Here is a 12,591-nt window from a genome sequence, read left to right on the forward strand (position 1 = left end):
CAGTATTTATCTGGATATTGTTTTTTACAGAAAAATGAATTCAACAATATAATTATAGCATTTCATCGACGAAAAATCAATAAACAGAGCCGTTTGGCAGGGAAATTTGTGAAAATTAACAGGATAACTGATTTATATGGTCTGCAAATGCGGATTTTGCGCTTGCCGAATGGGCTCAGTTTATACAAAATGCACAAAGCAAAAAATCCGCAGTTCTTGCTGAACTGCGGATAATTTCACACTATGAGCTGAGCGCTGCTGCCGCCGTTTTTGTCCTTGGTGACCACTATCTGCTTGTCGATACGCTGCTTCAGCGCCTGTACATGGGAGATTATGCCCACCAGACGGCTGCCCTCGGAAAGTCCCGAAAGCGCTTTTATCGCCTGCTCTATGGAGTTTTCGTCAAGAGAGCCGAAGCCCTCGTCCACGAACATGGTGTCAAGCTGTATACCTCCAGCGGAGCACTGTATCTCATCGGAAAGTCCCAGTGCCAGCGCCAGTGACGCCTTGAAGGACTCGCCGCCCGACAGGGTCTTTACGCTTCTGTCGGAGCCGTTATAGTGGTCGGTGACGTCAAGGTCAAGTCCCACCTGAGACTTCTTGTCCGCGTACTCCGTGCGGCGTTTCAGTGTGTACTGCCCGTCGGACATGACCCTCAGCCGCTGATTTGCGCGGGCGATTATCCTGTCAAAATAGGCAGTCTGGATATAGGTCTCCAGCATGAATTTGCTCTGGTCGGACAGCTTTCCGTTGGCGGTGTCAGACAGGTTTTTCAGCCATTTATAGCGCTGCTCCAGCCCTTCCAGCTCCGCCGAGCTGTCTTTTATATTGCCAAGGGCGGTCTCATTGACCGTTATTCGGGTATGAAGGCTTCGGAGCTGCTGTGCAATACGAGCCTTTTCCGCTGTGAGGCGGGTTCTCTCCGCAGTCTCCGCAGCAATATCAAGGTCACCGAGAGCACTTACCTGCTCCGCAAGCTGTCTCAGCTTGCCCTCCTTCTCGGCGCACACCTTTACGGCATCACTAACCGCCTTGACTGCCGTTTCATATGCAGTCCTTATCTCCGCACTTTCCTTTTCGGCAGCTTCGCACCGGAGCTGCGCCTTTTCGCCGCTCTCAAACCTGAGCTTTCCGCGGAGCTCCTCAAGCCTGGCAGACAAAGCCTTTTCCCCTGTAACAGCCGCAGTCCGCTCCTCAGAGAGCTTTGCGACCTTATCGGAGATGTCCTTCAGCTTCTTCTCGGTCTCGGGAACCGACTTTTCAAGCTCAGCCCTGCGCAGAGACCTCTGCTCCTCGCGGCGGAGATTTTCGGCATTGGCGGAAAGGCGGGCTTTCAGATTGAGATTTTCCTTTACTATCCTGCCCCGTATCTCCTCAAAGGGACACCCACCTATGATCTCGGCGGCTGATCTTTCCGCAGTACTGCGGAGCTGAATGCTGCTTCCCTCTGCGGTATCTCTTGCAGTGCGAAGCTCCGCCATATTTCTGTCAGCCTCGGCAACTGCCTCCATTATGCCGCCGAGCTGCTTCTCCTTGGAGGAAAGCTCCGCGGAAACTCTGCTGTGATCCGCAATGCGCTCCCCCGCCTCGGTGATCTGCTTTTCGATGTCACCTCTCTGTACTGCCAGCTCCTCGAGCTCCTTGCCGCAGCGCGCCGCACCCTCGGCTGCATTGCAGCCGAAGAGCTCTGAAAGCCTGCCGCCGATATTCTTTTCCAGCTCCTCCGCAGCGGCTTTCAGGGCTGAAGCCTCGGCGCTGAGCGACGAGGCTGCGGCGCGCGCACTGTCAGCTTCCTCTTTCATGACATCCAGCTGCGCCTCGGAGGGAGCTTCGCCCCCTCTTACCGCGGGAGAAGGATGCTCCCGGGAACCGCATACGGGACAGGGACTTCCCTCCGTAAGACCTGCCGCCAGCACTCCTGCCTGATCGTCCAGGAAAAGCCTGTAGCTGTGCTCGTACCTGTCAGCCGCAGCTGCGGCTGTACCGGCGGCTTCGCTGTAGCGCTCCGCCGCCTTCCTGTGGGCACTGCGCCGCTTTTCAAGCTGAGAAAAGTCTGCCGACAGCTTTTTCAGCTCAGCCATGCGCTTGTCTGCCGCTTCTGCCTGACGGAGCAGCTTTTCACGTTCCGCCTCAGCACCGCTGAGCTCCTCACGGCGAAGCTTCAGCGCCTTGATATCCTCGGCAGTCTTCTCCGACTTCTTGACAAGACTGTCATGTTCGGTCTGCTCGTCCCTGAGCTCCGCAGCAGCCGCCTTTAAAGCCTCCTCGCTCTTCTCCCAGTCGGTGAGCTGCTGTGACAGCTTTTCCAGCTCCGTCCTTCTGCGCTCCAGCTCCCTGCGCTCAGCCTCCAGCTTCGCGGCGCTTCCGCTGCATTCCGCAAGCTGTGACAGCTCCGCCTTCATATCGGCAAGACTTTTCTCGCAGTCAGCTTTGTCCGCAGCACACTTTTCAAGGGCAGCCGCTATCTCAAATGCCGTCTTTTTCTCCCTCAGGAGGGCGTCATTGAGTCTTGAAATATTGGCATATTCGGGCATTTCCGCCTTTATGAGAGCTATCTCGTCGCTGAGCTCCCTTAGCCGCGGCTGACGGGCTTTTTCGGCTTCAAGGGCAACCTCCAGCTCCTGTCGGTTCAGTCTTGTGCGCTCCAGCTCCTTTGCAGTCTTTTCCTTTTCCGCAGCAGCCTTCGCCTTCTCCTCAGCCCTGGTCAGTCTGCCGCTGACCTCCTCCAGCTTTCTGTCAGTCTCCTCGGACTCTCTTGTGCATATCTCCGCCCTGGCGCGGTCACGGCTAAGCAGCTTGTTTATCAGCTCCTCAACGTACTCCACGGGAGGGAGCTCTGCTTTTATGCGCTCTGCCTCCTCTGCGTATTCGTCCTCATCGCCGCAGACGATGCCGCCCACGTACTGCCTGATGCCCTCGCGGCGGCTGTCGCACAGGGACCTGAGACTGCTGCACTCCGACTTCAGTCTCTCCTGGAGTATACGGTAGTTGTCCGTTCTGAATATATGGCGGAGTATCTCACGGCGCTGCGCTGTGTCCTCGGTGATGAGCTTCATGAAGTCGCCCTGGGCTATCATGGCTATCTGCTTGAACTGCTTCTCCGTCAGACCTATGATGTCCGCAACGGCAGGGTCTACGTCCTTTTTTCCCGAGAGCTGCCGCCCGTCGGGATAGGTAAACTCCGCGTTTGCAGGCTCTGTAGCCACTCCGCTGCCGCGCTTTGCCTGTCTGGTGTAGGAGGGATTTCTTCTGATGATATAGCGCTTTCCGCCGTATTCAAAGGTCAGCTCCACATATGTGGGAGTATCAAGGGAGGCATACTTTGAGCGGAGAAGGCTGTCATCGGCGCGGTTGTCGCCGCTGGCACTGCCGTAGAGAGCGTAGGTTATGGCGTCGAAAATAGTGGTCTTGCCTGCACCCGTGTCTCCCGTAATGAGGTACAGACCGCTTTCTCCAAGGGAAGCAAGGTCCAGCACGGTCTTTCCCGAATAGGGACCGAAGCCCGACATTTCAAGTTTTATGGGTCTCATTCTTCTCCCTCCCATATGTTTTCTATGAGCGACTGCACGAACTCATGCTGCTCTGCGGACATCTCTCCGCCGTTGCTCATGGTGTAGAACTCCTCAAAAAGCTCGATAGGACGCTTGCTCTCCGCCTCGGCAGCCGCCATGACACTGTGGTCGCTCCTTGTGCGGCGGTTGTCGTATTCAAGGCTCATGATGTTGGGATAGACGCTGCGGAGCCTTCCCATAGCCTCGGGGACTTCCTCCTCGTCGGTGAGCACCGCATGGATATAATCGCTCCTGTCCCCCGCACCGCTGCACTCTGCCGAGGTGAGATAGTCAAATTCACCGCGGATAATACGCATATCGCGCCGCGGAATTATGGGAACCGTCCTGATGTCAAGAGTTCCCTTTTCCCTTATCTCCGCAACAGTGACGGACTTCTCCTGTGAAGCCTCGGAAAAGGAGTATTTCAGCGGAGTTCCGCAGTAGCGTATCCGCGGACTTCCCACATTCTGTGGACTGTGGATATGTCCCAGCGCCACATAATCGAAGCCGTCAAAGGCAGAGCTTTCCACGTTGTCGCTGCCCCCCACGGATATTTCCTCTGAGTCGCTTTTCATAGCTCCCGTAACGAACTGGTGAGTGATGATGATGTTTCTCTTGTCGAAATCCGCGTTCATGGCGTCCACCGCCGCATTTACCGCATCGGTGTAGGACTCCACGGCTGTATCGGGGAAAAATCTCCTGACCGTCACGGGCTTTATGAAGGGCAGCATATACACACAGAACTCCCCATAACTGTCGGTGAGCACAGTGGGAGCTATCTTCCCGTCGTATACAGGCGACATATGTATGCCGCTCTTTTCCATTATATGGGAGCCGAAGGCTATGCGCTCCGCAGAATCGTGGTTTCCGCTAATGACAAAAACATGGTCTGTTCGCTCCGAAACCTTTGTGAGAAAACCGTCAAAGAGTCTCACCGCCTCCGCCGAGGGCACCGCCTTGTCATAGACGTCACCTGCGATGATGACGAAATCGGGCTTCTCCTCGGATATTATGCTGTATATCTCCTGCAATACGAATTCCTGATCCTCAATAAGCGAAAACTCGTTGAGACGCTTTCCCAGATGAAGATCGGAGAGATGTATGAATTTCATAGCTGACCTCCTTATTACACACTACTGCCGTCAGTATAACTTAATTATATCCCCTTTCCGCGGCAATGTCAACGAGACAAAAAAAGTCCCTGCCCGAGTGCTGCGGACAGGGAAATTATGGAGAAAAAACTTATTGTCCAAAGACACAGAACGGCTTTGGTCAGACCGTCTGCGCGCGATGATGTCTTATGTATTTATGCCGCTTCGATAATGCCTGACGGCTGCCGCCCTCATGACGGCACTGAGGCAAATTCCCCTGAAAGACTATGTGCTTTCGCTTTGATAATGCTCTGAAACGGCATTTACCCAGCCGGCGGAGCTGCTTCCTGACCCGTTCTCTGCGCTGCCCGTGCAGATAGGCTTTGCGGAGCCGCAGTCATTTTAACAGCCGCAGCATTGTTGTTCTGCTTACTGCCTTGTGTTCTGATCTGTCCCCCTTGGTGATCCATAAGTGCATTTATAAAACGGAATCAGCTCCGCTTGGGTCTTTTGCTGTGAAGGAAGAGTGCCACTGCACCTGCGCTGCAAAGAGCTGTGAACTCCATTACAGGGGAGCTGCTGCCCGTCTTTGGTGAGCTGCTCTCCTTTGCTGCGGTGGTAGTTGTTGTGGTCTGCGAAGGCTTTGTTGTGGTCTTTGCAGCCGTTCCCGAACCGCCGTTTGCAGCTGCGGTCCTTGTGCTGCCCGATGAATCAACGGAAGAATTTGCCGCAGCCTTCGTGGTGGAGCTTGTTCTCCTCTGCGGAGTTGTGGCAGCAGTTGTTGAGCTGTTCTTTCTTCCCGTAGTCGTGACGGTAGTGGTGATCCTCTTTGTAGTTGAGGTGGTTGTCGTAGTTGTGGTGGTAGTCGTTGATGTGGTGGTCACGGGCTTTGCAGTTACCCATACAGAAGGCGAAACCTGTACCGCTGTCTGTATCCTGCCGGAGGAACCTCCCTCATCGGCGTAGTGGACCACGGATACTCTGTAGAAGCCGTCGCCCTTTACCTGGACCCTGCGCCCGTCAAGGCTGTAATACCTTGCGTTGTTCTTTGTAAGGTCTCCCAGATCTACCTCGTCGCTCCAGTTGTTTCCGTCGCTGCTGTACTGTATAACTACATTTCTGAAGCCGACCTCGCTGAGTTTACCCGAGACCTGTGTTTTTGCTGTTATCTCAATTGCTCCTCTCTCAGGAGATGTACACCTAAGTGAGCACTTTTCTATAAGTCCTATTGCTCTTTCGTACTGTTCATAAGAACTGTTATCCACTGCATTGACAGTCATCTGTGCAGGTGAATTCAGAAGAAGTATTCCAAGAAAGGCAGCTGTGATGTATTTTATTTTCATGCCGCTGCCCTCACTTCTCTGATGATCCCGAGGGATAAGCCACAAAGCTCTCGGCTATCGCCATAAGCTCGTCAGGATCAATATCGCTGCTGTGGAGGGTGTAGACGATGTTTCCGCTTACGAACAGTGCCGTACTGCCGCTGTCCTCACGTATAAGGAAGCCCTTTGCATAGCCGCTGTTGATGACATCGTATTCAAAATTTTCGCTGGGCACCATTACCTCGGGCATATCGTCCTGTGATCTGTATTCCTCAACGATGATGTCCAGACTGCTGCTGCCGTCGGAGAAGGTCAGGTAGAGATCGGCGGAGTCCTTCATGTGCTCCGAGCTGCTCTCCGTAAGCTTCAGTCCCGACAGATAATCGGGGAGATACTGAGGATAGCCTGTATTTATACCGCTCTGCTCTGCCTTTTCAAGAAGCTGAACGGCAACAGGTCCTGCTGCTGCATTACAGCCCTCAGGGAAATTGCCTGCGGGCGTATTTGATGTGGTAGTAGCGGGCTGATGCATTCCTGCTGTTGTGGTGGTAGTAGCGAACATAGGCACTGAAGTGCTTTCCACAGGTCCTGTCACCAGAGCTCCGGCTGAAGTAGTGGATGCGGGATGATACGGATCTGTAGTTGTTGTGGTGGTAGTAGTATCAGCTGCTCCGGGAACGGCAGGGGGCTGCTCCATATCATCTATATCCTTCAGGTCGATGCTGAAGCCTGACTTTGCTGCCCTGATCACTGTTTCGACGACGTTTGAGCCGTAGGTCCTGATGGTGTAGAAGTTGAGTGCGATGCAGACTGCGAAGCAGGCGCTGAGGACTGCTGCCCATTTGCGGAGCTGCACGATGCGGCTGCGTCTCTTTCTTGCTCTGACTTCCGCCAGAACTGCATCTGCCTGAACCGGCTTCGGAATTTCTTCGTCATTAATACCGACCATAGCGTCGGTGATCTCCTTAACGGCATCAAGATCACGCTCCTCCAGAGGCTTTGCGAGCTCCTCACTGAGAAGCCGCTGCAGATCATATAGCATATTCTTATCCGAAAGCTTATCGGTGATAGAAATATCCTTCAAATTAAACCACTCCTTGTTCATGATAACGTCCGCCTCACTTTTCAGCGGCACGAAGCTTCTTTTTCAGCTTGTGTATTTTTCTGTAAAGTGCGGGCAGGGATAGTCCCAGCCGCTTAGCAGCTTCGTTTCGTTGTCCGTAATCGCTGTTATAGTACAGTTCGAGGAGCTGTCTCTCCTCGGGTGACAGCAGGTCCAGCGGACTGTCTCCGCTCTCCGTAAAACCGCCGCTGTCGGCGATATTCATAGCCTCTGGGCTCTCCTCAAGGCTTACGGCAGGGGGCGGAGCCTTTCGCAGGAACGCCTTTATGACGTTGTCTGCCGCACGGTACAGCCACAGTCTTATGTTATCGGTCTCGTCAAGCTTCTCATGCTTTGAGAAGAACACCACGAAGACCTCCTGTGTGCAGTCCTCTGCGGAGTGATGACTGTAGCCGAGCTTAGCGTAGCAGTAGCTGAATATCTCACTATAGTACTTTTCGATTATCAGCGTGCAATGTTCGGGCTCTATCAACAGTCTCACATCCTTCCGTCGATAAGCTTCTGTAATATAAATGTCGCAAAAGCGCCTACTTTTTCTCAAGAAGCCTGATCTTTGTACGCCTGCACAAAAACTGCGGCACTAATTTGGGTATTATTGCCGCAGTTTCCAAGCATATTTTATTTTATCACCTTGAGGGATATTTGTCAATTATAAAAGAACAATGCCCCTTAATGTCAGCTGACGGAGTTATCGGCATAGGCTGCAAGTATCTGTGAGGCGTCCACCGCGTTTACGTAGCCGTCACCGTTATAGTCGGCAAGCTTCCTGTTCAGGAAAGCCTCCCTGCCCACCGCTGTTTCGGCGTAATCAGCCAGCACATATGAAGCGTCCGAGGCATTGAGCCTTTCGTCGCAGTTCACGTCACCTGCTTCAACAGGAAGGGCGTAGTCTTCGCCTGTCAGAAAGCGGATCTCTCCCGTCTTGTCATCGCAGACTGCCATAACGCTTTTTGCCGCAAAAACATTGACCTTTGAAGCGCTCTCCTTATCCTTGAACTTGTCATCGAAGACCGAGTCATACACTGAAAGGGTGCATTTTACACCGCTGTCTCCGCCGAGGATCATCCCCTTCTCTCCCTGAGTGACCTGTATCCTCTCCTTTGCCTCGCCTCTGATATTCCAGCGGTAATGGGGCGCGAAGGTGTAGCTTCCCTCATTAAGCAGCAGCATCATATCATAGCCGAAATCCTCTCCGTCTATTTCCGTTCCGCCGGGTCTGTTGGTGATACTGCTGACACTGCCGCTTGTCTCGGAAATAACGGTCTTTCTCAGGTCAGCGTATCTCACATACAGCTCTCCGCTCTCCTCTGTATCCACACGGAACCGCTCACCGTCAAGGTAATATGCAGTTCCCTTTGCAGCCGCAAAGGTGGGATAGTCCGCCTTATCAGCGGTATAGCTGCTGCCGTCTGCTCTCAGCGCATTTATGGAACAGGCACTGCTGCTGTCAATATCTATCTCGCACAGCTCATCTGAAAGGCTGCCTGTATCGGTATCCGCGGGGAAAAGGCTTTTGCTGTAAAGCAAGGCTTCATCATCGCTGCTGAACACCTCAAACTCTCCGCCGAGGTACTCGGAATAGGAGGGAGAATATATCTCAAGGGTATCGGTGTTCACATATAAGGAAGAGTGCTTGTTGAAGCCCCAGCAGACCATTTTCTCGGGGATATACTGCTGCTTCACCACGTTGGAATCAAATGTGGGTATACATTTATCATAATGCTTTCCCTCAAATTCCCAGTCGCCCTCCAGAACTCCGATACCTGCCACTGCGTGCATGAAATTGCCCGATCTTATCATAATGAGGAAATACTTTTTATCCTCCGCCGCCTTTTCCGCAGTTTCAAGCAGCTTTTCCACTCTTTCGGCTCTGCCGTAGCGGCTCATATACCATTTAAAATAAAGGTCAAAGTCCCTGTGGAGCTGTACCGACTGATAATAATCCGTATAATACCTGGCTGTATCGTCAAGCTCAATATCCGTCATATTCACAGCTCCCTCCTGTATGTCCGAGGGACGTATCAAGCCGTTATGCGCCATTATCTCCAAAAGAGATATGCCCAGGCACCTGCCCGCGAACATGGTATCGGTATACTTTTTGGCAGGCTCCTCAAAAAGCTCCGAATCCGAGCAGCGGTCAAGGAAATCCGCATATGCTTTGTTTGAATCTTTTTCCGCCTTGACAAGGCTGCTGTAATTGACATAGGTAAGATAGTCCGTCTCTGAGCCGAACTGCTTTACCGCTTCATAGATAGGGTCGGGCCCGCCGTCACCCTCCGCATAGGCAGTTGAAAACGGGAAAAGAGAAAGACAGACCGCCGACAGTAATGATATATACCTTTTTTTCATAAAGATACCCCCTTATACTTAGAAACTTCTCTATATTATCAGAAGCTCTGCTATAATAACGGAGGAGGCATTTTGTATGTGCGGAGAAGATTGTAAATTTTCTGTGAACAAAGCCGCAGTTGAAACCGTCCCGGAGCTATGATAAATACACAGGGGAGCGGCTTAGGTTCTTAGAGCTGTACAAAAGGTTCATATGAACTTATTTTTGCAATAAATTCTTCTGTATATTCTGCACAATTTCATATTTTGTGATATACGCTCCGTAATTATTTTGTCGCATATTGACAAAGAGCGGAAATTGATGTATAATACTGTCATACGGCAGAAACAGGTCTGCCGTAAAACTATTGGCGCTCCGCATAAGCGCCGCTTATATGATATGGAGGTTTATATGCTTGACAACATCAACTGGGGTCTCGTTATCCCGATCGCAATAGGAGTTATCTTACTTCTCCTTATAATCATCACAGGCTATATCAAGGCTCCCCCGGACACCGCGTACATCATCTCGGGTCTCAGGAGAAAAATAATCATCGGTAAGGCAAGTATCCGCATTCCCTTCTTTGAGCGTGTGGATAAGCTGAAGCTCCAGCTCATCGCTGTAGACGTAAAGACTTCAAGCGCTGTTCCTACCGCAGACTACATCAATATCAATGTTGACGCCAACGTTAACGTTAAGGTCAGCAGTGATCCCCAGCTCATAAAGCTGGGCGCCGAGAACTTCCTCAACAAGGACACAGCTTATGTGGCTAAGGTCGCAAGAGAGGTCCTCGAAGGTAATATGCGTGAGATCGTTGGTCAGATGTCACTTGAGGCTATGGTCAATGACCGTAAGGCATTCGCTGAGAAGGTACAGGAAAACGCTGCTCCCGACCTGAACAGAATGGGTCTTGAGATCGTTTCCTTCAACGTTCAGAACTTCACCGACGATCAGAACCTGATCGAAAATCTCGGTATCGACAACACAACCAAGATCCAGAAAAAGGCTGCTATCGCAAGGGCTGAGTCCGAAAAGGAGATCGAGATCGCCAAGGCTCAGGCTAAGAAAGAAGCCAACGACGCTAAGATCCTGGCTGAGACCGAGATCGCTCAGAAAAACAACGAGCTGGCTATCCGTCAGGCTGAACTCAAAAAGGAAGCCGACACACAGCTGGCTATCGCAGACGCTGCTTACGAGATCCAGCGCGAAAATCAGCGTAAGACCATTGAGGTATCAAAGGCTAACGCTAACATCGCCGCTTCCGAAAAGGACGTTGAGCTGAAGGCTCGTGAGGCAGAGGTTACAGAAAAGGCTCTCGAAGCTCAGATCAAGAAAAAGGCTGAGGCTGACCGCTATAAGGCTCAGCAGGAAGCCGACGCTAAGCTCTATCAGCTCAAGAAAGAGGCTGAAGCCGATCGTTTCCAGCGTGAGCAGGAGGCTGAGGCTCAGAAGGCTGAGGCTGAAGCTCAGAAGTTCGCTAAGATGCAGGAGGCTGAGGGTATCGCTGCTGTAGGTAAGGCTGAGGCGGACGCTATCCGCGCTAAGGGCCTTGCTGAGGCTGAGGGTATCAACGCTAAGGCTGAGGCTATGAAGAAGTACGGCGAGGCTGCTGTTCTCGAAATGTACTTCAAGGCTCTCCCCGAGGTCGTAAAGAACGCCGCTACTCCTCTTGCTCAGGTAGACAAGATCACTATGTACGGCGAAGGCAACTCCAGCAAGCTTGTTGGTGACATCATCGGCTCGACCACAAAGATCACCGACGGTCTCACCGAGGCTACAGGCGTTGACATCAGATCGCTTCTTGCAGGCTTCTTAGGCGGCAAGATGGCAGCTCCCAGAGCTGCTGCCCCTGCTGTTGAGGCTGCCCCTGCTGTTGAGGCTGCTCCTGCTGAGGAAGCTGAGACTTTAAAGGAGTCAACTCTTCCCGATGACAACGGAAGCTTCTTCTACGACAGCGACAACATTCCCGACTAATATTTTTACCACAGGCTCCCCTGACGATATGCGGTCGTCAGGGGAGCTTTTTGTCACTTCCCTGTTGCACCGCTGTAATAAGTCTGTAAAGAATGCCTGTTTTTTGCGATTGACCGCAATTCATTTTGCGCAAAAATTGGTCAGTCCATTTGTATAGTTTTCACAAAGTTGTGCAAAAACCATTTACAAAATACATCATATAGATTATAATGATATTAGTAATTAAGTTGAAACAGAACCAAATGACAGCAATATTTGGTCACGACCTCTGTTAGTGCAGATCAGAGGGGGGGTATTAAAATGATAAAACATCTCTCGGGCGACTTCGAGACCGTTGAGTATGACACCCAAAAATATGCCATGCTCTACGACAACAACGAGAATGAGGCTTATCCTGTTCACTGGCATAACGCCGTTGAACTCCTTATGCCGCTGAAAAATGAATATACGGTCACTGTGAACGGCATCGACTATATTATTCCCGAAAACGATGTTCTCATCGTTCCCCCGGGCGAGCTTCACAGTATGCCTGCTATTCCCGGAAGACGTATAATCTTCCAGTGCGATAACAGTATCCTTGGCGAGATCTCTGCCCTCGAACCTGTTATGCGTTCACTGAATTCGGCTGTCCTCATCAATGCGGATATGGATAAGGAGCTCCACGTTCTGGCGAAAAAGACCATGCTGGATATTCTTTCTCTCTATAACTCAAAGTCGGAGCTTGCCGACGTAAAGATCTACGTCAAGGTCATCGAGCTGTTCATGGCTCTCCGCGAGTATCAGCTGGAGCAGCAGAAGATCGTTATGGACTGTGATGACGAGAAGATAGACGAGTACAGCGAAAAGTTCGGTACCGTTCTCAAGTATATCGACAATAACTATATGTACGATATTACTCTTGAGCAGCTTGCCGACGTTGCAGGCTACAGCAAGTACCATTTCTCCCGTATATTCAAGCAGTATAACGCTATGTCCTATCTCCAGTACATAAACGCAAGACGTACCAAGGCGGCGGAGCTTCTCCTCCTTGACCCAAGCATTCCCATTACGGAAGTGGCAATGCGCTCGGGCTTCAAGAGCCTTACCACATTCAACCGTATCTTCAAGGAAATCAAGCACTGCACTCCAACAGACTTCAAGAAGCTGTATTCACTGAGATAAAATCAGACCGCACATCTTATGATGTGCGGTCTTTTTATTT

At 51.5% G+C, this 12,591-nt stretch carries 8 protein-coding genes; 2 read left to right on the forward strand and 6 right to left on the reverse strand.

The window, feature by feature from the left end:
• Positions 1–236: 236 nt before the first annotated feature.
• The 6 genes from T488_RS0101300 to T488_RS0101330 all read right to left on the reverse strand — a co-directional run bounded on the left by T488_RS0101300 (position 237) and on the right by T488_RS0101330 (position 9,436).
• Complete coding sequence (locus T488_RS0101300) at positions 237–3,530, reverse strand: AAA family ATPase (RefSeq protein ID WP_028519231.1); 3,294 nt, start codon at positions 3,528–3,530, stop codon at positions 237–239.
• Positions 3,527–4,663: an exonuclease SbcCD subunit D gene (locus T488_RS0101305; protein ID WP_028519232.1), complete on the reverse strand. Its 1,137-nt coding sequence runs from the start codon at positions 4,661–4,663 to the stop codon at positions 3,527–3,529. Before T488_RS0101305 ends, T488_RS0101300 begins: the two co-directional genes overlap by 4 nt.
• Positions 4,664–5,133: 470 nt before the next feature.
• Positions 5,134–5,985: a hypothetical protein gene (locus tag T488_RS0101315; RefSeq protein WP_028519233.1), complete on the reverse strand. Its 852-nt coding sequence runs from the start codon at positions 5,983–5,985 to the stop codon at positions 5,134–5,136.
• A gap of 10 nt (positions 5,986–5,995) precedes the next feature.
• Positions 5,996–7,048: a DUF4367 domain-containing protein gene (locus T488_RS0101320; RefSeq protein ID WP_037296656.1), complete on the reverse strand. Its 1,053-nt coding sequence runs from the start codon at positions 7,046–7,048 to the stop codon at positions 5,996–5,998.
• Between the two features lie 34 nt (positions 7,049–7,082).
• Entirely contained in the window at positions 7,083–7,568 is a 486-nt protein-coding gene (locus T488_RS0101325) for an RNA polymerase sigma factor (protein ID WP_196243248.1), read from the reverse strand.
• A gap of 194 nt (positions 7,569–7,762) precedes the next feature.
• Entirely contained in the window at positions 7,763–9,436 is a 1,674-nt protein-coding gene (locus tag T488_RS0101330; protein ID WP_028519236.1) for a dockerin type I domain-containing protein, read from the reverse strand.
• A gap of 391 nt (positions 9,437–9,827) precedes the next feature.
• Here T488_RS0101330 and T488_RS16665 point away from each other — a divergent pair, with 391 nt between their 5' ends.
• Complete coding sequence (locus T488_RS16665; RefSeq protein WP_082320397.1) at positions 9,828–11,390, forward strand: flotillin family protein; 1,563 nt, start codon at positions 9,828–9,830, stop codon at positions 11,388–11,390.
• A 300-nt stretch (positions 11,391–11,690) separates the two neighbouring features.
• A complete protein-coding gene (locus T488_RS0101340; RefSeq protein ID WP_028519237.1) occupies positions 11,691–12,551 on the forward strand; it encodes an AraC family transcriptional regulator in 861 nt (286 codons plus the stop codon).
• Positions 12,552–12,591: the final 40 nt, after the last annotated feature.

Origin of the sequence: Ruminococcus flavefaciens ND2009 (assembly GCF_000621785.1) — a bacterium.
In the GTDB taxonomy this organism is placed as follows: Bacteria; Bacillota; Clostridia; order Oscillospirales; family Ruminococcaceae; genus Ruminococcus; species Ruminococcus flavefaciens_C.

Bases quoted from the DNA above. Each gene is read 5' to 3' on its own strand.
- T488_RS0101340 (WP_028519237.1), top strand. From the start codon at position 11,691: ATGATAAAACATCTCTCGGGCGACTTCGAGACCGTTGAGTATGACACC.
- T488_RS16665 (WP_082320397.1), top strand. From the start codon at position 9,828: ATGCTTGACAACATCAACTGGGGTCTCGTTATCCCGATCGCAATAGGA.
- T488_RS0101300 (WP_028519231.1), bottom strand. From the start codon at position 3,530: ATGAGACCCATAAAACTTGAAATGTCGGGCTTCGGTCCCTATTCGGGA.
- T488_RS0101305 (WP_028519232.1), bottom strand. From the start codon at position 4,663: ATGAAATTCATACATCTCTCCGATCTTCATCTGGGAAAGCGTCTCAAC.
- T488_RS0101330 (WP_028519236.1), bottom strand. From the start codon at position 9,436: ATGAAAAAAAGGTATATATCATTACTGTCGGCGGTCTGTCTTTCTCTT.
- T488_RS0101315 (WP_028519233.1), bottom strand. From the start codon at position 5,985: ATGAAAATAAAATACATCACAGCTGCCTTTCTTGGAATACTTCTTCTG.